The 18,971-nt window shown below is 68.0% G+C and carries 20 protein-coding genes and 2 pseudogenes; 9 read left to right on the top strand and 13 right to left on the bottom strand.

Annotation, left to right across the window (positions count from 1 at the left end):
- Window positions 1-19 precede the first annotated feature (19 nt).
- Together C2R22_RS05475 and C2R22_RS05470 are read left to right on the top strand one after the other, a co-directional pair.
- Entirely contained in the window at window positions 20-1,783 is a 1,764-nt protein-coding gene (locus C2R22_RS05475; protein WP_103424863.1) for a 2-oxoacid:acceptor oxidoreductase subunit alpha, read from the top strand.
- A pseudogene (locus C2R22_RS05470) lies at window positions 1,780-2,641 on the top strand (2-oxoacid:ferredoxin oxidoreductase subunit beta). The gene C2R22_RS05475 and the pseudogene C2R22_RS05470 overlap by 4 nt, the downstream one beginning before the upstream one ends.
- A 97-nt stretch (window positions 2,642-2,738) precedes the next feature.
- Here C2R22_RS05470 and C2R22_RS05465 read toward each other — a convergent pair.
- The 3 genes from C2R22_RS05465 to C2R22_RS05455 all read right to left on the bottom strand — a co-directional run bounded on the left by C2R22_RS05465 (window position 2,739) and on the right by C2R22_RS05455 (window position 5,146).
- The gene (locus C2R22_RS05465; RefSeq protein ID WP_103424862.1) at window positions 2,739-3,488 is read right to left on the bottom strand and encodes a DUF6517 family protein; all 750 of its coding nucleotides are present in this window, start codon (window positions 3,486-3,488) and stop codon (window positions 2,739-2,741) included.
- A 109-nt stretch (window positions 3,489-3,597) separates the two neighbouring features.
- Complete coding sequence (locus tag C2R22_RS05460; protein WP_103424861.1) at window positions 3,598-3,783, bottom strand: hypothetical protein; 186 nt, start codon at window positions 3,781-3,783, stop codon at window positions 3,598-3,600.
- A 130-nt stretch (window positions 3,784-3,913) separates the two neighbouring features.
- Entirely contained in the window at window positions 3,914-5,146 is a 1,233-nt protein-coding gene (locus tag C2R22_RS05455; protein WP_103424860.1) for a digeranylgeranylglycerophospholipid reductase, read from the bottom strand.
- 194 nt (window positions 5,147-5,340) lie between these two features.
- Here C2R22_RS05455 and C2R22_RS05450 point away from each other — a divergent pair, with 194 nt between their 5' ends.
- Both C2R22_RS05450 and C2R22_RS05445 read left to right on the top strand, forming a co-directional pair.
- Window positions 5,341-6,126, top strand: coding sequence for an aldo/keto reductase (locus tag C2R22_RS05450; RefSeq protein WP_103427580.1), 786 nt, complete (start codon window positions 5,341-5,343; stop codon window positions 6,124-6,126).
- 52 nt (window positions 6,127-6,178) lie between these two features.
- The gene (locus C2R22_RS05445) at window positions 6,179-6,376 is read left to right on the top strand and encodes a DUF7333 family protein (RefSeq protein WP_103424859.1); all 198 of its coding nucleotides are present in this window, start codon (window positions 6,179-6,181) and stop codon (window positions 6,374-6,376) included.
- Between the two features lie 20 nt (window positions 6,377-6,396).
- On the opposite strand, the gene C2R22_RS05440 is transcribed toward C2R22_RS05445, so the two are convergent.
- Entirely contained in the window at window positions 6,397-7,530 is a 1,134-nt protein-coding gene (locus C2R22_RS05440; protein WP_103424858.1) for a DUF373 family protein, read from the bottom strand.
- A 212-nt stretch (window positions 7,531-7,742) separates the two neighbouring features.
- Window positions 7,743-8,479 (bottom strand): annotated as a pseudogene (locus tag C2R22_RS05435) (ThuA domain-containing protein).
- 102 nt (window positions 8,480-8,581) lie between these two features.
- Here C2R22_RS05435 and C2R22_RS05430 point away from each other — a divergent pair.
- Together C2R22_RS05430 and C2R22_RS05425 are read left to right on the top strand one after the other, a co-directional pair.
- Window positions 8,582-8,941: a hypothetical protein gene (locus C2R22_RS05430; protein WP_103424857.1), complete on the top strand. Its 360-nt coding sequence runs from the start codon at window positions 8,582-8,584 to the stop codon at window positions 8,939-8,941.
- A gap of 49 nt (window positions 8,942-8,990) precedes the next feature.
- Complete coding sequence (locus tag C2R22_RS05425) at window positions 8,991-9,503, top strand: halocyanin domain-containing protein (protein ID WP_103424856.1); 513 nt, start codon at window positions 8,991-8,993, stop codon at window positions 9,501-9,503.
- Window positions 9,504-9,517: 14 nt separating this feature from the next.
- Here the strand turns inward: C2R22_RS05425 and C2R22_RS05420 are convergent, their stop codons facing one another.
- The 5 genes from C2R22_RS05420 to C2R22_RS05405 all read right to left on the bottom strand — a co-directional run bounded on the left by C2R22_RS05420 (window position 9,518) and on the right by C2R22_RS05405 (window position 13,551).
- Window positions 9,518-10,567, bottom strand: a complete 1,050-nt coding sequence (locus C2R22_RS05420; RefSeq protein WP_103424855.1) for a mandelate racemase/muconate lactonizing enzyme family protein — start codon at window positions 10,565-10,567, stop codon at window positions 9,518-9,520.
- A gap of 4 nt (window positions 10,568-10,571) precedes the next feature.
- Complete coding sequence (locus C2R22_RS05415) at window positions 10,572-11,513, bottom strand: 1,4-dihydroxy-2-naphthoate polyprenyltransferase (protein WP_103424854.1); 942 nt, start codon at window positions 11,511-11,513, stop codon at window positions 10,572-10,574.
- A gap of 49 nt (window positions 11,514-11,562) precedes the next feature.
- Window positions 11,563-11,709: a DUF7563 family protein gene (locus C2R22_RS25570; protein ID WP_173862779.1), complete on the bottom strand. Its 147-nt coding sequence runs from the start codon at window positions 11,707-11,709 to the stop codon at window positions 11,563-11,565.
- Window positions 11,710-12,127: 418 nt separating this feature from the next.
- Complete coding sequence (locus tag C2R22_RS05410) at window positions 12,128-13,030, bottom strand: 1,4-dihydroxy-2-naphthoyl-CoA synthase (protein WP_103424853.1); 903 nt, start codon at window positions 13,028-13,030, stop codon at window positions 12,128-12,130.
- A gap of 56 nt (window positions 13,031-13,086) precedes the next feature.
- Window positions 13,087-13,551: a hypothetical protein gene (locus C2R22_RS05405; RefSeq protein ID WP_103424852.1), complete on the bottom strand. Its 465-nt coding sequence runs from the start codon at window positions 13,549-13,551 to the stop codon at window positions 13,087-13,089.
- A gap of 294 nt (window positions 13,552-13,845) precedes the next feature.
- Between C2R22_RS05405 and C2R22_RS05400 the strand changes: the two genes are divergently transcribed.
- The gene (locus tag C2R22_RS05400) at window positions 13,846-14,265 is read left to right on the top strand and encodes a RidA family protein (RefSeq protein ID WP_103424851.1); all 420 of its coding nucleotides are present in this window, start codon (window positions 13,846-13,848) and stop codon (window positions 14,263-14,265) included.
- 4 nt (window positions 14,266-14,269) lie between these two features.
- Here the strand turns inward: C2R22_RS05400 and sppA are convergent, their stop codons facing one another.
- The gene (sppA, locus tag C2R22_RS05395) at window positions 14,270-15,277 is read right to left on the bottom strand and encodes a signal peptide peptidase SppA (protein ID WP_103424850.1); all 1,008 of its coding nucleotides are present in this window, start codon (window positions 15,275-15,277) and stop codon (window positions 14,270-14,272) included.
- A 63-nt stretch (window positions 15,278-15,340) separates the two neighbouring features.
- The gene (locus tag C2R22_RS05390) at window positions 15,341-16,264 is read right to left on the bottom strand and encodes a coiled-coil protein (RefSeq protein ID WP_103424849.1); all 924 of its coding nucleotides are present in this window, start codon (window positions 16,262-16,264) and stop codon (window positions 15,341-15,343) included.
- Window positions 16,265-16,619: 355 nt separating this feature from the next.
- Between C2R22_RS05390 and C2R22_RS05385 the strand changes: the two genes are divergently transcribed.
- Window positions 16,620-17,048: a DUF371 domain-containing protein gene (locus C2R22_RS05385; RefSeq protein WP_103424848.1), complete on the top strand. Its 429-nt coding sequence runs from the start codon at window positions 16,620-16,622 to the stop codon at window positions 17,046-17,048.
- A 10-nt stretch (window positions 17,049-17,058) separates the two neighbouring features.
- Here the strand turns inward: C2R22_RS05385 and C2R22_RS05380 are convergent, their stop codons facing one another.
- Entirely contained in the window at window positions 17,059-18,372 is a 1,314-nt protein-coding gene (locus C2R22_RS05380) for a cytochrome P450 (RefSeq protein ID WP_103424847.1), read from the bottom strand.
- A gap of 89 nt (window positions 18,373-18,461) precedes the next feature.
- Between C2R22_RS05380 and C2R22_RS05375 the strand changes: the two genes are divergently transcribed.
- On the top strand, window positions 18,462-18,941 hold the full coding sequence (locus C2R22_RS05375; protein WP_103424846.1) for an FKBP-type peptidyl-prolyl cis-trans isomerase: 480 nt from the start codon (window positions 18,462-18,464) through the stop codon (window positions 18,939-18,941).
- The last annotated feature ends 30 nt before the right edge of the window (window positions 18,942-18,971 follow it).

Here is an 18,971-nt window from a genome sequence, read left to right as displayed (position 1 = left end):
AGGGGTACGGATTCCTAGCATGCCTGCGGACTTCAACTGGGCCATCGGCGGCGAGGCTGGCGATGGCATCGACTCCACGGGGAAGATTTTCGCCCAGGCACTCTCACGGGCTGGACGACACGTCTTCACCTCGAAAGATTTCGCGTCCCGTATCCGCGGAGGATACACGGCGTACAAGGTGCGGACGGGTGTCGATCCGGTTCAGAGTGTCGTCGACAGACTGGACGTTCTCATCGCGCTCACGCCGCGAACCATCGACGAGAACCTCGACGAACTGCACGAGGGCTCGGTGATCATCTACGACGGCGAGCGAACCACGATGCAGGACGTCGAAATCCCCGAGGGGATGATCGGGCTGAACGTCCCCCTCAAAGGACTCGCCGAGGAGGCCGGCGGCGCAATCATGCGCAACGTCGTCGCGCTGGGCGCCGCCTGTGCCGTCGCTGGCTTCCCCATCGAGAACCTCGACTCCGCGCTGCAGAAGCGCTTCGGCGGCAAGGGTCAGGCCATCGTCGACAACAACAAGCAGGCGGCACGGAAGGGTCAGTCGTACGTCGAGGACGAGTACGACCACGACTTCGACTACTCCCTGGAGACGACCGACAACGACTACGTCCTCTTGAACGGCGACGAGGCCATCGGCATGGGGGCCATCGCCGCCGGCTGCCGCTTCTACGCGGGCTATCCCATCACGCCCGCGACCGACGTCATGGAGTATCTCACCGGGCGCATCGAGCAGTTCGGCGGGCACGTCGTCCAGGCGGAGGACGAACTCTCCGCCATCAATATGGCGCTCGGCGCGGCGCGCGCGGGCACCCGCTCGATGACGGCCACCTCCGGCCCGGGTATCGACCTCATGGCCGAGACCTTCGGACTGATCGCCACGAGCGAGACGCCGCTCGTCATCTGTGACGTGATGCGCTCGGGTCCCTCGACCGGGATGCCGACGAAGCAGGAGCAGGGCGACCTCAACATGGCGCTGTTCGGCGGCCACGGCGAGATTCCCCGGTTCGTCCTCGCGCCCACCTCGGTCTCGGAGTGTTTCTGGAAGACGGTCGAGGCGTTCAACCTCGCCGAGAAGTACAACACGCCCGTGTATCTGCTCTCGGACCTGGCGCTCGCGGTCACCGAACAGACCTTTCCGCCGGACGCGTTCGACATGGACGCCGTCGAGATCGACCGCGGGAAACTCGTCGACGACGAGACCGTCGAGGAGTGGCAGAACGAGAAGGGCCAGTTCAAGGCCCACGCGCTCACCGACGACGGCGTCAGCCCCCGGGCGGCACCGGGGACCGCCGGAGGAGCCCACATGTCCACCGGGCTGGAGCACGACGAACTCGGTCGCCGGACGGAGGACACCGACATGCGCGTCGAGCAGGTCGACAAGCGGAACCGGAAGGTCGAGACCGCCCGGGCGAACGAGGACTGGAGCCCCCGGGAGTTCGGCGACTCCGACTCGAAGAACCTCGTCCTCTCGTGGGGCTCGAACGAGGGGGCGATGGAGGAGGCCATCGCTTTCCTGCGCGAAGAAGGAGTCGACGTGCGGTTCCTCTCGATTCCGTACATCTTCCCGCGGCCCGACTTATCCGAAGAGGTCGAGGCGGCCGACAACGTCGTCGTGGTCGAGTGTAACGCGACGGGGCAGTTCGCGGACCTCGTCGAACACGACACGCTGACGCGCGTCACCCGCGTGAACAAGTACAACGGCGTGCGATTCAAGGCGGACGAACTCGCAGAGGAAATCGAGGCGGCTCTCAAGACGGACCAGGAGGTCGAAGCATGAGCTCAGACGTCAGATTCACCGACTTCAAGTCGGACAAGCAGCCGACGTGGTGTCCCGGGTGCGGCGACTTCGGGACGATGAACGGCATGATGAAAGCACTCGCCGAGACCGGCAACCACCCCGACGACACGTTCATCGTCGCGGGCATCGGCTGCTCGGGCAAGATCGGGACGTACATGCACTCGTACGCCATCCACGGCGTCCACGGGCGCGCGTTGCCCGTCGGCACGGGCGTCAAACTCGCCAACCCCGACCTCGAAGTGATGGTCGCCGGCGGCGACGGTGACGGCTACTCCATCGGCGCGGGCCACTTCATCCACGCCGTCCGCCGGAACGTCGATATGTCGTACATCGTCATGGACAACCGCATCTACGGCCTCACGAAGGGGCAAGCCTCGCCCACCTCCCGGGAGGACTTCGAGACGGCGACCACGCCCGAGGGCCCTCAGCAGCCCCCGGTCAACCCGCTCGCCCTCTCGCTGGCGGCGGGGGAACGTTCATCGCCCAGTCCTTCTCGACGGACGCGAAGCGCCACGCCGAACTCGTCCGGCAGGCCATCGAACACGACGGCTTCGGCTTCGTCAACGTCTTCTCCCCGTGTGTGACGTTCAACGACGTCGACACCTACGACTACTTCCGCGACAACCTCGTCGACCTCGCCGACACCGACCACGACCCCAGGACCGAGACCAGGCGAAGGACAAGATACTGGACTCCTCGAAGGAGTACATGGGCATCCTCTACCAGGACGAGAACTCCGTTCCGTACGAGGAGAAACACGGCCTCTCCGGCGACATGGGCGACATCGGCGACGGCGCGCCCGAGGGCGCGATGGACCTCGTCCGCGAGTTCTACTGAACGGCGAAACCGGCCGACCGCCACCCGCTGTTCTCTCGTCTTCATATCCGCGGCCTTCGGGTCGAAGAGCCGCAGCCGTGACTGACGCGGCCGAGCGTTACGACTCCGCGAGAACTGCCTCGTGTTCGATGGCCTCCATCAGCGCCGCGATGGTCGCCGACTCGTCCATGTCGTCGCCGTGGACGCCCATGGCGAAGACGACGTCCTCGCCGTGCTCGACGGCCATCAGGTGGACGAGGAGCGTCCGGGTCGTTACGTTCTCGTCCGCGCTGTCGACCACGGGCGTGGCCGTCGACGTCCCCGCCCCCATCGCCGCCGCGGTGTCGACCTGGACCGTCGCGGCGTAGGTGACGACCTCCACGCGCTGTCCGAGGACGGTCCGGTTCTGAACGCCCTGTTCTTCGAGGCGGGCCACGTCCGTCACGTTGGCGCTCACGCCGTCGATGACGCCGCCCGTGGCGTTGTCCGCCTCGGCGACCACCTCGAACAGTTCCGAGACGACGCCGCGGTTCGAAAGCTGGGCGAAGGGGTTGACCGACTGGCCCTCCACCTTCCGGTTGGGCGAACTCACGACGAGCAGCGCGGCGGTGTCGTTCGCATCCGACTCGTCCGTGACGGTCCGCGAGTAGCCCGAGACCCAGACGTAGACGGTGACGTCGCGGGAGACCGGCCCCACCCCGACCGGGTAGGTGAGCGGCACCTCGGTGGTGTTCCCGTGGACGTACCCGACGGGCGTCAGCGCGGCATCGGGAATCGTCGCCGGGGCCGAGCGCACCTCGGCGAGCGTGCCCGTACAGCCGGCGACGACGACGAGGAGCGCGACGAGAGGGAGGAGACGACCACGCATAGCTCACACCAGTACGTCGCCCGAGAACATCATCGTTTCCGTCCAGTCGGGTCGCGCCCGACAGCCCGGCTGGCGGCGTGTCGGGCGCGGCGGTCGGGCCGTGGCCCGGTCACTCGACTGGTTCGACCCGGAGCCGATAACGGGTCCCGCAGTCGAGACACCGGGCGTCGTCGAAGTCGAGGAGCGCCGTGACGAGGACCTCCCCGAACTCACAGTTCGGACAGTCGTAGACGAGCGAGTCGCCCGCGATGCGGTGCGCGACGGCGTTGGTGTTGTGTGCGGAGAGTTCGACCATCTGAACCACCCGTGTTAGACGACACCACATACCACAATAGCTCTGTCGTTGCGGCGGGCTGGAGAGTGAGGGTCAGGTCACACCGGGTGTTACGCGGCCGTGACGCGTCCGGGTGGCTCGGACGGCCCGGTCAGTTCCGGAACCGCTCTTCGGCCAGCCGTTTCAGGATCGAGGCGTCCTTGACGTGCAGGAGCTTCAACAGCGACCGCAGATTCCCTCTGTTCGCCTCGTTCAGCGTCTCGGCCGGGGCCCGGTTCAGGTCGCGCATCAGCGTGTCGTAGCGCTCGTTTGGCGCGAGGTACAGCAGTTCCGTCATCAGGAGGCGCGTCCGCATCTTCGGGGCGACCTCCGTGTGCCAGAGGTGGTCGTACACTGCCATCTGCTCGGCCGAGGTGTCCTGCTCGTGGGGTGTGAGACAGCTGTCGACGGTGATCGCCGCCGCGCGCGCGGACTTCATCCCCTTGTGGATGCCCTCGCCCCACAGCGGGTCGATGGTCGGCACCGTGTCGCCGATGGCGATGAAGTTGTCCGTACTGAGCCCGGTGGGCATCTGGATGTGCGCCGAGCCACGGTGCTGTTTCCCCTCCAGCCGCGTCGCGTCGGCGAAGCGCGGGTCCGTCTCGATCCAGTAGTCGAGGTAGCCGTCGATGGTCATGCCGTCCTTGCCGTACTCGCGGTGACTCTCGTTCTGGATGTAACAGAGGCCGACCTTCGCGGTGTCGTCGCCGGTGTGGAAGATCCACGAGTAGCCGCCCGGAGCGAGGTCGTGGTCGAGCCGAAGCATCATCGCGTCGTGGAGGTCGGCGTAGTCGGGGTGGTCGAGGTCGACCCCCTCGAACTCGTACTCGACGCCGATGGCCTGCTTCTCGCGCTGGAGGTCGACGACGTCCAGCGCGCGGGCGAGCGGGGCCGCCGGGCCCGTCGCGTCGACGACGACGTCGGCGTACACCTCCTCGTCGCCGTTGTACCGCACCCCGACGACCTCGTCGTTCTCGACGACCGGCCCGGAGACGCGCGCGTCGAACCGGTACTGGGCACCCTTCTCTCGCCCGTCCCGGACGAGGAAGCGCTTGAAGTCGGCGAACTCCAAGACTGCGCCGGTCTGTGGTCGACTGTAGGAGCCGTTCGGCGACTCCAGCACGATGCTGTCGGTGAACTGCATCACGACGTCGTCCGGCACGTTGAACGCCGTCAGCATCGACGGGAACGTCCCTCCCGTCGACTTGTTGCTCTGTTTCGGGAACGCCGCCTCGGCTTCGGTCTCCAGAACGAGCACGTCGTACTCTCTCGTGGCAAGGTCTCGTGCACACTGTGCGCCCGCCGGCCCGGCGCCGGCGATTACCACGTCGAAACGCTCGTCCATACCCCACGCTGTTGCCTCCGAGTAATCAGTGTTCCTCTATCCGCTGTCGGGAGCGACATCGGCGTTGCTCGCTCGGCCCGACGGTCCGAACGCGGCACGACTGGGGGGTTTCGCAACCCGTTTCAGTGTACTCTTCTTTTCTCCGAGTGATGACACGAACGACTGGCAGCGACGCCGCCCCTCTCACGAACGGCATGCCCATGCTCGGTCTCGGCACCTGGCAGAACACCGACTCCGAGGAGTGTCGGACCGCCGTCCGGGAGGCGCTGGAGATGGGATACCGCCACGTCGACACCGCACAGGCGTACGACAACGAGAACGAGGTCGGCGACGGCATCGCCGCCGCCGACGTCCCCCGCGAGGACGTGTTCCTCGCGACGAAGGTGTGGGCGGACAACCTCGCGTACGACGACGTGCACTCCTCCACACAGGAGTCGCTCGACCGCCTCGGTGTCGACGCGGTCGACCTGCTGTACGTCCACTGGCCCTCCCACGAGTACGACCCCGAGTCGACGTTCGCGGCGTTCGACGAACTGTACGACGAGGGGAAAATCGACCGCGTCGGCGTCTCGAACTTCCAGCCGGAACAGGTCGAGGAGGCCATCGACGTCCTCGACGCGCCCGTCTTCGCCAACCAGGTAGAACTCCACCCGCTCCTCCCGCAGGAAGAACTCCGGGAGGCCTGCGCCGAACACGACGTCGAAGTCGTCGCGTACTCCCCCCTGGCGCGGGGGAAGGTGTTCGACGTTCCGCTCCTGCAGGAACTGGCCGACGACTACGACACCAGTCCGGCGGGCGTCTCGCTCGCGTGGCTCCGCGCGAAGGGCGTGACCGCCATCCCGAAGGCGACCTCCACGGAACACATCCGCGACAACTGGGAGTCGCTTGCCGTGTCTCTCGACGACGAGGACGTCGCGCGCATCGACGACCTCGACACCCGTGACCGCCGCGTCGACCCCGACTGGGCGCCCTGGAACTGAACCGCGTGGGAGAAGCCGTAACGGCTTAGTCTCACACGTCCCGAACCCCGGTATGGAGTTCGACCTCGGAAAGACCGTGCTGGTGTTCGCCGTCCTCATCGCCGTCGGGACGGGCGCGCTCGTCGCCGCACCCATGATGGCCCCGTCGACGGTGTTGATGATGGTGACGCCCTCGATGATCGTTTTCGGGGCTATCTGTCTCGCGCTCGGCGTGAAACACGGCGAGTACCGGAGCCGGGGAACGCGGTAGGGAACCGACCCGCGGCCGGGTCAGGCGTCCGCGTCCTCGCCGCCGCCCGCGTCGACAGCGTCGATACCGTCGTCCGTCACGCGGACGGCGACGCGGACGCCGACGAGCGAGACGACGATACCGACGACGATGAACAGCGCGAGCCGCTGCGTTGCGGTGAGGAGGACGCGGTCGAACAGCACGAGATTGGAGAGGACGCCTTCACGTTCGAGGAAGTAGCCCGAGAAGCCCCGGACGACGAGGCCGAGCGCGACCACCCCGAAGGGGAGGTTCAGGTACGGCGTCCGAACGCCTTCGGCGCTGATGAGTTCGTCGAGGAGTCGACCCGCGCTGGCGGTGAGCGCCGCGAGCGCGAGCCACGGCACGGCGGCGTAGGTGAACTGCATCGCCGGGAGGAGCGCCGTCTCCCCGACGGGGGCGTTCGACACCGACAGCGCGCCGAGGAACACCCCGACGAGCGTGAGCCCCGCGCTCACGACGTACGTCACGACCGACACCTGCCCGGAGTACATCGCCGCCCGAAGCCGGTCGGGGACGTCTTCGAGGAGTTCGTCGACCGCGAGGCCCTTGTACAACAGCGCCGCACCGAGGAGGGACGCCAGCCCCGCGAGTGCGATAGTCGGGGAGAACTGTGTCAGGAGGATCGGGAGCAAGAGGAGGCCGATTCCCGTCGGCACCAGGAGTGTCGTCCGGAGTTCCTCGTCGGCGAGGAACTGCTTCAGGAGGTAGTACGTCGATTCGAGGTCGTGCGCCTGCCGGACGACGACGCGGTCGACGGCGTCGACGGGCAGGCGGGACTCGACGACGGGGACCAGCCGCTCGTCCTGCACGCTGTCGATGACCACCACCGCGGAGTCGGGCGCGTACTCCTCGACGAGGCGGTCGAGTTGCGCGGCGACCGAGCGGTCCGCGCCGACGATGGAGTCGCCGCCGCCGGCGACGACGGCCACGACCGCCTCGTCGTCCTCGTCGCGGAGTTCGCGGGCGACGCGCAGCGTTTCGAGGAGGCAGTTGACGCTCGAATCCTCGGGGTCGGCGAGACCCACCTCCGTGACCAGCGACTGGACGGCTTCCCAGCCGACGACCGGCGTCGTGAGCCCCGTCTTCCGGCCGATGTCGTCGGTCCGGTCGACACAGAGGACGAGCGTCGTCACACGCGAGAGGACGCGTGGGGCGGGTAAAACAGTCCCGGTCACCTCGATGGAGATGTCGCACGAGGGTGTCGAGAGGGTGGGAGGGCGCGTCGGGAGAACGACCGACGAGAACGAGCGGGCGACCGCACGACACACGGGCGCGGTGAGCCCCCCGCGGTCTGCCGCACACCGGCTACGTCAACGGTCGGGGTCGAGACGAAACCGAGACGCTCTCACCCGATATCGACGTCCTCGGCCGGTTCGGACCGCTCGAACCGCGGCGTCGGCCCCGCTGTGGGGGCGGCCCACTCGACGGCGTTGGCGAGCACCCGTCTGATCTCCTCCTGGTAGTAGATGGGGTAGGTCTCGTGGCCCGGTCGGAAGTAGAATATCCGCCCCTTCCCGCGCGTGTAACAGCAGCCGCTTCTGAACACCTCGCCCCCTCGAACCACGAGGTGAAGACGAGGTCGTCGGGCGCGGGCACGTCGAACCGCTCGCCGTACATCTCCGCCCGCGGAACGACGAACGACTCGTCGAGGCCAGCGGCGATAGGGTGACCGGGTTCGATGGTCCAGACGCGCTCGCGTTCGCCCGCCTCGCGCCACTTCAGCGCGCAGGAGGTGCCCATGAGTCTCTTGAACGGCTTCGAGTAGTGGCCCGAGTGGAGGACGAGCAGTCCCATTCCGTCCCGTACTCGGTCGCAGACGCGCTCGACCACGTCGTCGCGCACCTCGTCGTGGGCGCGGTGGCCCCACCACGTGAGGACGTCCGTCTCCTCCAGAATCCCGGGCGTGAGGCCGTGGTCCGGGTCGTCGAGGGTCGCCGTCCGCGTCTCGAAACCCGCCTCGGAGAGACCGTCGGCGACGGCCGCGTGGATACCGTCGGGGTAGACTTCCCGAACCTCGTCGGAGTCGCGCTCGTGTCGGTACTCGTTCCAGACCGTGACTCTCGTGTCGCTCGCTCGCGTCATCGTGGTATCGAGGGCGTCGTCGCCGGGGGTGATGAACGTGTTGTGTGGGGCGTGGACGGTGAGGGGCGAACGATTCAACTCCGTCCGCGCCAACCCCCGCGTGTGTTCGATCCCGACCCCGTCCGTCACCCGGACGACGAACCCGACCGCGACGAGCGCGGGCCGTGGCTCGCCATCCTCTCCGCCTGTGCGGTCGGATGGGCGGTCCTCGCGCTCGTCGAGTGGCAACTCTTGGTGGACGGGACGTTCCTGTGGGCGACGGCGAAGAGCCTCTACACGCTCGTCCTCGCCCCGCTCGCGGCGACGGCACTCCTCCAAGACACCCGCGCGCTCGGCGTCGGCGGGGTCGAGGTCGGTCCGCTCAAGTGGGCGTACGCGGGTGTCGCACTGTTGTTCCCGCCCGTCGGCGGCCTCTACCTGTGTCACCGGCGCGTCGCCGTCGGCCGGGGACCGCCGTCGTGAGAGCGAGGCGAAACAGTTCGGATAAGACCACGGAGTCTAACGAACCGACATGACCGAACGAACGACGCCGGCGACCCGTCGGCGGGTCTTGCGCGCCGGAGCGCTCGCCTGTGCGGTGGGTGTCGCTGGCTGCTCCGGTGGCGGCGGTGACGGTAGTGGTAGTGGTGAGAGTGGTGGTAGTGGTGAGAGTAGTGGCAGTGGTGGCGGCTCGGGACCGGCCGCGTACGGCGACTGGCTCGACAACGCCCCGAACTACGACGGTTCGGCGGCCGACCGAACCGGCCAGGAGACGGTGACGGTCGCCGTCGGCGCGGGCAACGGCCTCCTCTTCGATCCGGTCGCCGTCGAAGTCTCGCCGGGAACCACCGTCGTCTGGGAGTGGACCGGCCGCGGCGGCCAGCACAACGTCAGGGAAGAGGGCGGCGCGTTCGAGTCGGAACTCGCGTCTTCGGAAGGGACGACCTACGAGCGGACGTTCGACGAGCCCGGTGTGGTCCGCTACTACTGCGTCCCCCACCAGGCGGTGGGAATGAAGGGCGCCGTCGACGTCGTCGAGGGCTAGACGCGCGCGAGAGGCTACCCGTCGAGGCCGAGCGCCGCGAACGCCTCGCCGGCGAGTCCCGGACCCTCGGGGACCCGCATCTCCCCGTCGATGACGGGGGTAGGGTCGGGCGCGAGGTCACGTTTCAGGAGGTCGCCGGTCGCGAGCCCACACGCCGGCGGGTCGACGAGCGCGGCGGCGACGTGCAGCGCCCCGACCCGAGCGACGGCGGCGTCGATGGTCGTCGTCACCACGCTTTCCACCCCTGCTTCCCGGGCCTGTTCTGCGACCGCGAGCGTCCGCCCCGGCCCGCCGAGCGCCATCGGCTTCACCACGAGAACGTCCGCGGCGTCGGCGGCGAGCACCTCGTCGACCGATTTTCGCCCCAGCGTCTCGTCGACGGCGACGTCGAACGGACACTCGGCTCGGAACGCCGCGTGCCCCTCGACGTCCTCGGGAGCGAGCGGCTGTTCGACGTACGCGAGGTCGACCCCGCGACCGGAGACGCCCTCGACGAACCGCGTCGCCTCCTCCGTGGTCCAGGCTCCGTTGGCGTCGACGCGCAACGTGGCCTCGGACGACGCGTCGCGGGCGGCGACGAGGCGCTCGACGTCCCGCTCGACCCCGCCGACGCCGACTTTCAGCTTCACGCAGTCGTAACCCGACGCGACAGCGTCCTCGACTGCGTCGGCCGTCTCGTCCTCGCTCGCGTCCCCCACCGTCGCGTTGACCGGGACCGCGTCGGAAACGCGCCCCTCGGGCCCGGCGAGAAAGCGCGCGAGCGACACCCCTTCGCCGCGCGCACGGGCGTCGAACAGCGCGAGCGAGACCGCGTGGCGGGCGGCGGGCGCGTCGTCGAGGACGGTCGAGGAGAGCGCCGCGCCGAGGTCGTCGACGATGTCGAGCGCGCGTCGGCAGTCGTCGTACGACTCGGTCCAGCCCGGAAGGGGCGTGGCCTCGCCGACGCCCGACTCGTCGCCGACGGACCCGCGAACGACGAACCCCCGTCGCGCCTCGATGTCGCCGCGGGCAGTCGACAGCGGACGGGCGAGCGGGAGTTCGAAGGGCGTCACGTCGACGCTCATGGCGTCAGAGCGCGAAGCCGACCGCCGCGAGGACGGCGTACAGCGCGAGCGTCTTGCCGTTCTGTTCGAGCGCGGGGTTCAGCGCGTCGCCGGACTCCTCCTGCAACACGGTCCGCGTGACGAGCGCGGCGAGCGGGAGCGACAGGAGCGGGAGCAGGACGGGAAGCCCGAACGCCGGCGTCGAGAACAGGTAGAGCGGGACGGCGTACGCGAGCGCGAAGAGCGCGACGTACTGCACGCGCCCGAACAGCGAACCGAAGCGCACGACGAGCGTCCGCTTCCCCGTGCGGGCGTCCTCTCTCCTGTCCCGGAGGTTGTTGACGACGAGGATGTTCGTCGAGATGGCGGCGATGGGGAGGGAGGCGACGACGGCCGCCGTCGTCAGGGTTCCGGGAGGAATCCACAGGGGGAACGCCCCGCTCAGGACGGAAGCGGCCTGTACGTAGTAGGTACCGACGACGGCGACGAAGCCGAAGAAGACGAAGACGAACACGTCGCCGAGGCCGTGGTAGCCGAGCGGGTAGGGGCCGCCGGTGTAGGCGATGCCCGAGAGCACCGAGAGGACGCCGACGACGAGGATGGGGACGCCGCCGACGTAGACCAGGTAGGTGCCGACGACGACGGCGACGAGGAACGTGAGGTACATCGCCCGTTTCACCTCGGGCGCGGAGATGAGCCCCGAGGCGGTCACGCGCGTGAACCCCTCCCTCTCCTCGGTGTCGGCGCCCTGGACGGCGTCGTAGTAGTCGTTCGCGAAGTTCGTGCCGACCTGGATGAGCGCCGCGCCGAGGAGCGCGAAGAGCGCCGGCAGGGCGGCGAACACGCCGTCGTGGACCGCCAGTCCCGTCCCGACGACGATGGGGGCGATGGCCGCGGGCAGCGTCTGCGGCCGGGCGGCCATCACCCACGCTTTCGTCCGGGAGACGTCGGTCGAAGTCGCGCTCATTTCCTCTCACTCGGGACGCGAGAAGCCTAAACCCCCCGTTTCTTCCGCTCTACCCCTGTGCGCGTCGTCTCGCGACCTCCGCGATGCCCTCGTTCGGGGCACACCCGGGGCAGGCGTGTATCTCGCCGAACGCGTCCGCGAAGACGCGGGCGAAGCGGTCCGAGACGTGTCGCCGGCAGTGGTCACAGGTGGGCATGGGTCTGCGTGGGGCGTGGCGGGGTGGCCGCCTCCTCTCCCCCGATGACAGGGAGGCGGCGTCGGTAAATGAGTGATTTCCAAGTTCTCACCCAAATTCGAACCGAATCGGTTGCTGTTCGCGGGAAGTAACGGGAAATCGGACGAGGAATGAGGCGGTTCTGTGTCGGCCGGTGCCGGGTTCGCGCGTCCCGGTGAAGTGCGGCGGAGACGGTCCGGTCCTGTCGGCGAGGTTGGCGTGTCGAATCCGAGTGGTTCAGTGAAGCACACCGGGGCCCGGACGCCAGGGCGCTGAAGCCACGAACCTCCCCGGCCGGTTCGCACCCTCACTCGCGTTCGCTCGCCTCGCGGGGGTTTTTGGCCGAGCTTTTCGCGAGGAGTGGTGCGCCTCCGGCGCACCCGGCAAGTAAAACGGTCGTTCAGTAGTGCCAGGGGAACTTCCGGAATTCGGGCTCGCGCTTCTCTAGGAAGGCGTCCCTCCCTTCCTCGGCCTCGTCGGTCATGTACGCCAGGCGCGTCGCCTCGCCCGCGAACACCTGCTGGCCGACCATTCCGTCGGTGTCGAGGTTGAACGCGTACTTGAGCATCCGGATCGCGGTCGGCGACTTCCGCGTGATCTCGTCGGCCCACTCCAGCGCCGTCGTCTCCAGTTTCTCGTGGTCGACGACTGCGTTCACCATACCCATCTCCGCGGCCTCCTCGGCGTCGTAGTTCCGCCCGAGGAAGAATATCTCCCGCGCCTTCTTCTGGCCGACCTGATGCGCGAGATAGGCGGAACCGAACCCGCCGTCGAAGGAGGCGACGTCGGCGTCGGTCTGTTTGAAGGTGGCGTGTTCTCCGGAGGCGAGCGTGAGGTCACAGACCACGTGCAGGGAGTGGCCGCCGCCCACGGCCCACCCCGGAACGACGGCGATGACGGGTTTGGGCATGAAGCGGATGAGCCGCTGGACTTCGAGGATGTGGAGGCGGCCGACGCGCGGGGCGGACTCCTCGCCCTCCTCGCCGTCGCCGTCGTACTCGTAGCCCGACTTCCCCCTGATGGCCTGGTCGCCACCGGACGAGAAGGCCCAGCCGCCATCCGTCTCCGAGGGACCGTTGCCGGTGAGGAGGACACACCCGATATCCGCGCGCTGTCGGGCGTCGTCGAGCGCGACGTACAGTTCGTCGACCGTCCGGGGTCGGAAGGCGTTTCGCACTTCGGGTCGGTCGAACGCGATTCGAACGGCGGGAGTGTCGACGGCCCGGTGGTAGGTGACGTCGGTGAACTCCGCCGCAACGTCGACGGGTTCCCAGCGGTCCGCGTCGAAAATCTCAGACACCATACGCCGAGGGTGGGTGGCGCGCGCAAAAAGATTCGCGTCCGCCGGGGAAGGTCGGATCAGTCGCCGCCGCGTCCGATGAGCGCGACGAGCGGCGGGAACAGCCCCGCGCCGACGAGGCCGACCACGAACGCCGTCGGGAGGACGAGTGCGGGGCCGGCGCCGGTCGCTGTCCCGACGAGACCGGGGAGGACGACGCCGACGACGACAACAGTGTTGAAGTACGCGAGGCGTGCGAGGCTGAGTCGCGTGCTCGTCTTCGGCCAGGGTGCGCCGACGGCGAGCGTCCGACGCTTGATGGCCGCCGCGACGAGGATGAAGCCCGTCGCGGTGACGATGGTCCGCCCGCTCAGGGTGGCGCTGTTGAACAGGACGACGAGGACGAACGCCGGGATGGCGAAGACGACGAGTTCGGAGGTGGCGTCGAACAGCCGTTCGAGCCAGGTGCCGACCGCGTCGTTCTCCGGGCGGAGGCGGATGCGACGCTCCTCTATCTCGGGCGTCGTGCCGCGGTGTTCGTCCATGCACGAGCGAACGACGAGGAGCCAATTAACGGTGTTGGGCCCCGACCGTTCTGAGGGGCTCCTGTCGGTCGATAGCGGTGCTCGCCCACCTCGTTCCGTCGGGACACTGGGCACTGGCGACCGTCCGCGTTCGGGGGAGACGCTCTGTAATCCGCACGCGAATCTCGGCCGGGGGGAGGTCTGTCACGTCTGAAGAGACGAGGAGTCCTACCACACTCTCTCAGGGCGAACCACCCCAGCGGTGAAAATCACGGAGAACAACAGTCACGTCGCTCGCGCACCACCTCACCGTCGATGAACCGCCGAACCGTCACGAGCGGCACCGAGTGGGAACCGCGCGTCGGCTACTCCCGGGCAGTGCGCGTCGGCGACCGAATCTGCGTCTCCGGGACGACGGCCACGGACGATGAGGGAAGCGTCGTCGCCGTCGGCGACCCTCACGGCCAGGCGAAGCGGGCGATGGAGAACGTCGTCTCGGCCGTCGAGGAAGCCGGTGGAGCGGTGGAAGACGTCGTGCGGACCCGCATGTACGTCGTCGACATCGACGACTGGGAGGCGGTGGGAGACGCACACGCCGAGGTGTTCGGCGACGTGCGTCCGGCCACGTCGATGGTGGAAGTGTCGCGGCTCATCGACCCCGATTTGCTCGTCGAAGTCGAAGCGGAAGCGGTCGTCGGGAGCGGCGACGAGAACGGAGCGGAGAGCGACGGGTGAGCGCTCAGAACCGGAGCTTCAGCGGCTCCTCGCCGTCGCCGACGACGCGCCCGGCGATACCGGCACCGAGCGCGTAGGCGACCGATTCCGCACCGCCGCGCAGGCGAGCCGCGAGCGACTGCTGGGGCGTGAACTCCTCGACGTCGACCTCGTCGCGTTCGAGGAGGCCGGCGAGGCGCTCTTCCACGTCGTCGCGCGCACCGATGTCGTCGACGAGGCCGCGCTCGTGGGCGTCCCGACCGACGAACACCCGAGCCTCGGTGTCGCGGATGGCCGCCTCGTCCATCTCGCGCCCCTCGGCGACCCGCTCGACGAAGTTGTCGTAGAAGTCGTCGATGATCCCTTGCAGATAGGCGCGCTCGTCGTCGTCCATCTCTTTCAGCGGGATACCGGCGTCCTTGTACCGTCCGGCGGCGAAGCGCTCGTAGGAGACGCCGAGGCGCTCGGCGAGGTCCGAGACGTTCACGCGCGAGCCGATGACGCCGATGCTGCCCACGATGGAGGCGTCGCGCGCCCACAGTTCGTCACAGCCGCTGGCGATCCAGTAGCCGCCGCTCGCGCAAGTGTCGGTCGCGTACGCGAGCGTCGGGCCGTCGAACCGGACGATAGCACGGCGGATGTCGTCGCTCGGAACCACCTCTCCCCCGGGGGTGTTCAGTTTGACGAGGAGGCCCTCGACCGCGTCGTCCTCGTCGGCGCGCTCGATCTGTTCGACGATGTCGTCGGCGGGGGTGCCGCGCGGACTCGTGGGGAGCGGACCGGGGCCGCCGTCACGGGAGATAGGACCGGTGACGGCGACTTCGGCCACGTCGTACGCGGGGTATCGGGCGCGCATCGCGCGCGCGACGAAGCGGAGCGCGAGCACGACGAGGCCAACAACCAGAACGACGCCGAGGAGGTCCGCGAGGTCGGCCGGGAACCGAACGAGGAGCGCCCAGCCGACGACGGCGGCGACGGCCGCGGCGACGAGGCCAACCACGAGGGTGACGACTGTCCGTGTGCGTTCGCTCATACCGACTCCGTGGGGACGCGCCGAATAAAAAGACCGTGAGAGAGAGTGAGACTCGACCGCGACTTAGAGCAGGCCGGCCTTCTGCAGCTTCATGAGGTCCTCGGTGTCCAGCGTCTCGCCCTCTTTGAACTGCTGGTAGATCTCCTCGGCCTCTTCTTTCGCCTTCTCGCGCTGTTCGGCGCGCTCGTCCTTGCGCTCTTCTTCCTCTTCCTTGTCCAGTTCGCGCAGGCGCTTCTGGACGCGGACGAAGTCCTCGTGGTGGCGGTCGGCGGCCTCCTGGGCCTCGACGAAGAGCTCGTGCATCTCGTCGGCCTTGTCGCGAATCTCGTCGGCCGCGCGGTAGGCCTCGATCATCTGGTTGTGGTGTTCCTGGGCCTCGTCGGCGAGTTCGGTCACCTTCTGGTGGTGCTGGGAGGCGTCGGAACGGACGGACTCGGCCTCGTCGATGAGTTCCTCGAGTTCGCCGGAGTCTTCGACCTTCTCCTTGCGCTGCTTGAGCTCCTTGCGCTTGTTCTCGATCTTCTCGATGAGTTCGCGCTCGTCCTCGGTCGAGAGGACCTCGGTCTGCTGGCGGAACTCGAGTTGCTCGATTTCCTCTTCGAGCTCCTCGATGTCCGTGCCGTCGTCGAGCTCCAGGTCGCTCTTCATCTGCTCGACCTGGTCGAACAGCTCGTTGGCCTTCGCGTTGAGCTCGTTGCGCTGCTGCTTGTGCTCTTGGACCTGTTCGTTGAGCTCGTCGCGCTTCTCGCGGTGTTTCTGGGCCTCGTCGACCTTCTCACGCGTCTTCGCGTTCAGGTCGTCGCGCTTGGAGGCGCGTTCGGAGGCCATCTGGTTCAGCTCGTTTCGTCGGTCTCGCAGCTGACCTGCGAGCTTGATAAGCTGACCTTTGGAACCGTTTTCGAGCTTCTCATCCGAGAGCTCGACGTTGTTTGCTGTTTCGAGTTCGCTAACGTCGAATTCTTCGAGGACTTCTTGTTTTGTTACCATGCGTAATCGAACCTCTGTACCATCACCCTGCCGAGCGCGGCGGCTGTGCGGTTGAGTGCGACCGGCCGTGTAAGAGAACTCCCGATCATTCTGCGTGCGGTGCCGCCGGAACGCCGGTGGCGTTCAGGTACCTACGACTACAGGCCAAGTATATATAAATACTTCGGTGGATGAACGTGTGAAAACCGCTGGCATACCGCTCGAAACGCCCGTGTGGGTCGTTCTCACATATTCCACTGAGTATATAAACAACTCGGGAGCGGAGTCGGCGGAAAGCGACGATACGGCGACAGGAACGGCCGACGCGGTGGTCGCGAACCGACGCCGACTTGTCCGTCGCCCCTCAGGCGCGGGTATGAGAGAGGTCATTCGCGCCGAGGGCCACGAGAACGTCCGAGCCGAGCACGCGAGCACGTTCGAGGTGACGACCGACGACTGGCTCACGCCCGCGGGCGACTGCATTCTCGGCATCGAGGCCGACCGGGCGCCCGCGGACTTCGACCCCGCGTTCGTCGAGGCGTGTCGGTCACACGACGCGCGCATCATCTGCGAGGTCAGAGTCGGTGAGCGCGTCCACGTCGTCGAGGGACGCGGACACCCCGACCTGACGTTCGAGAGCGACCGCTCGGCCGTCGCACGCACGAGCGACTACGTCGACGACCGGACGGTGCTGGTCGACGCCGACCACGCCGCCGCCGGTTTCGACCGGGAACTGGTCGCCGCGCTGCAGGACGGGGCCGACCTCGTCTTCACGCTCGTCGTCGAACCCGACGGAGGCGAGTGAGCGGCCGCACTCACCGACGGTGCACGCGCGCCGGAACCGGCTCCGTCGGCTGCATCGTGATGGCCGCGCGTCGCGGGAGGTCGTCGACGAGCACCTCGACGTCCCACTCCGCGAACACGGTTGCGAGGATGAGCTTCGCCTCGACGATGGCTAGCTGTCGGCCGATACACGCGCGCGGCCCCGCCCCGAACGGGAAGTACGCCGGCGTCTCGGCGGGCTTCGTTCCCCGCCAGCGGTCCGGGTCGAACGTTCGGGGAGCGTCCCAGTGTCTCCCCGAGCGATGGAGCGCCCACTGCGGGAGCATCATCGGCGCGCCCTCGGGGATTCGGTACTCGCCCAGTCGGGCGTCGACGAGCGGTTCGCGGAAGACCGCCCACACCGGCGGCAGGACGCGGAGCGTCTCGTGGACGACTCGCTCGGTGTAGTCGAGCGCGGCGAGGTCCGCCCACGTGGGCGCGCCGTCGACGACGTCGTCGACTTCGCGGTGGAGTTCCGCCCGCGCGTCGGGGTTCTCCGAGAGGAGAAACAGCGCGTACGTGAGAGTGAGCGCCGTCGTCTCGTGGCCGGCCAGCAGCATCGTCATCACCTGGTCGCGGAGTTCGTCGTCGGGGAAGCCGTCCGGGTCGGCGTCGACCGCGCGCCGGAGCAGCGAGAGGACGTCGTCCCCCTCCGGTTCGTGCATCGCGGTGACCCGCGCCGTCACGTCTTCGAGTTCGCGGATGGCCTGCCGGTACGTGCGTGGCGGCGGCGTCTGGAGCCACGGCGGCCGGACGACGTTGCCGGGCGAGAGCGCCAGCGTCTCTCCCACCTGCTCCATCGCCTCCGCGACGTCGACGGCGTCGGCCCGGGAGAGGTCGACGCCGAGGAGCAACCGGGCGATGATGCGGACGGTGAGCACGCCGAGTTCGCGGTGGACGTCGACCGTGCTCCCGTCGGCCCATCCGTCGGTCGTCGCGCGCGTGAAGTCGACGATAGTGTCGCCGAACCCCCGGAGACGGGAGGTGAAGAAGGCCGGCTGGAGCGTCGTCCGCTGGCGCTTCCACAGGTCGCCCTCGCTCGTCAACAACCCCTCGCCGATGAGCGGGTCGACGAGTTCCGGGCGGAGTTGTGGCTTCCGGTAGCGGGCGTGGTCGTCGACGAGGACCCGTTGGACGAGTGCGGGGTCAAGCACCACGTAGATGCCGGGACCGACCATCCCCGACAGATGGACGACGCCCTCGCGATACGAGGCCGCGAGCGTGTCGAGGACGTCGAACGGCGACCGGGCGAAGCGCATGGCGTTGCCGACGACGGGTTCTCCCGGGGGTGAGTGTGGCGCGCGCATAGGCGTTGGCTGGGGTCGCGTGCGTTAATCGTTGACGGCCGTGAGGCCGACGGAACGATTTATCCGCCCGCTCCACTCACCACCGTTCGATGACAGCGACCGTCGAGCCTGGAGATATCGTCACCGTGGACTACGTCGGACGGTTCGAGGGGGGTGAGGTGTTCGACACGTCTCGCTACGAAGTCGCGGAGGCGGCCGGTCTCGCCGAGGCGCAGGGCCGTGACCGAGACGAGTACACGCCCCTCTCGTTCACTGTCGGAACGGAGTCGGTCATCGAAGGTCTCGACGAGGGCGTCAGAGGGCTCGCCGTCGACGAGTCCGCGACCATCACGGTCCCGCCGGAGCGGGCGTACGGCGAGTTCCTCGACGAGCGCGTCCGCGAGTACGACCCCGAGACGTTCGAGGGGATGGTCGGGCAGGAGCCCGAAATCGGCCTGCACGTCCACGCCGAGAACGGCCTGCACGGTGACGTGACCGCCATCACCGACGCCGCCGTGGTCGTGGACTTCAACCACGAACTCGCGGGCAAGACGCTGGTGTTCGAAGTCGAGGTCCTCAGCGTCGGCTGAGGCGGGTGACGAGAGGAAACCACCGAACAT

The organism is Salinigranum rubrum (assembly GCF_002906575.1).
Taxonomy (GTDB): Archaea; Halobacteriota; Halobacteria; order Halobacteriales; family Haloferacaceae; genus Salinigranum; species Salinigranum rubrum.
The sequence above is the reverse complement of the archived record's forward strand: the minus strand, read 5'-3'. Positions and strand labels throughout refer to the sequence as shown.

Coding starts and splice junctions, on each gene's coding strand:
- C2R22_RS05415 (WP_103424854.1), bottom strand. CDS start 11,513: ATGAGCGCGACTTCGACCGACGTCTCCCGGACGAAAGCGTGGGTGATG.
- C2R22_RS05475 (WP_103424863.1), top strand. CDS start 20: ATGCCTGCGGACTTCAACTGGGCCATCGGCGGCGAGGCTGGCGATGGC.
- C2R22_RS05410 (WP_103424853.1), bottom strand. CDS start 13,030: ATGGTGTCTGAGATTTTCGACGCGGACCGCTGGGAACCCGTCGACGTT.
- C2R22_RS05455 (WP_103424860.1), bottom strand. CDS start 5,146: ATGGACGAGCGTTTCGACGTGGTAATCGCCGGCGCCGGGCCGGCGGGC.
- C2R22_RS05465 (WP_103424862.1), bottom strand. CDS start 3,488: ATGCGTGGTCGTCTCCTCCCTCTCGTCGCGCTCCTCGTCGTCGTCGCC.
- C2R22_RS05375 (WP_103424846.1), top strand. CDS start 18,462: ATGACAGCGACCGTCGAGCCTGGAGATATCGTCACCGTGGACTACGTC.
- C2R22_RS05460 (WP_103424861.1), bottom strand. CDS start 3,783: ATGGTCGAACTCTCCGCACACAACACCAACGCCGTCGCGCACCGCATC.
- sppA (WP_103424850.1), bottom strand. CDS start 15,277: ATGAGCGAACGCACACGGACAGTCGTCACCCTCGTGGTTGGCCTCGTC.
- C2R22_RS05405 (WP_103424852.1), bottom strand. CDS start 13,551: ATGGACGAACACCGCGGCACGACGCCCGAGATAGAGGAGCGTCGCATC.
- C2R22_RS05380 (WP_103424847.1), bottom strand. CDS start 18,372: ATGCGCGCGCCACACTCACCCCCGGGAGAACCCGTCGTCGGCAACGCC.
- C2R22_RS05450 (WP_103427580.1), top strand. CDS start 5,341: ATGCCCATGCTCGGTCTCGGCACCTGGCAGAACACCGACTCCGAGGAG.
- C2R22_RS05445 (WP_103424859.1), top strand. CDS start 6,179: ATGGAGTTCGACCTCGGAAAGACCGTGCTGGTGTTCGCCGTCCTCATC.
- C2R22_RS05390 (WP_103424849.1), bottom strand. CDS start 16,264: ATGGTAACAAAACAAGAAGTCCTCGAAGAATTCGACGTTAGCGAACTC.
- C2R22_RS25570 (WP_173862779.1), bottom strand. CDS start 11,709: ATGCCCACCTGTGACCACTGCCGGCGACACGTCTCGGACCGCTTCGCC.
- C2R22_RS05400 (WP_103424851.1), top strand. CDS start 13,846: ATGAACCGCCGAACCGTCACGAGCGGCACCGAGTGGGAACCGCGCGTC.
- C2R22_RS05425 (WP_103424856.1), top strand. CDS start 8,991: ATGACCGAACGAACGACGCCGGCGACCCGTCGGCGGGTCTTGCGCGCC.
- C2R22_RS05420 (WP_103424855.1), bottom strand. CDS start 10,567: ATGAGCGTCGACGTGACGCCCTTCGAACTCCCGCTCGCCCGTCCGCTG.
- C2R22_RS05385 (WP_103424848.1), top strand. CDS start 16,620: ATGAGAGAGGTCATTCGCGCCGAGGGCCACGAGAACGTCCGAGCCGAG.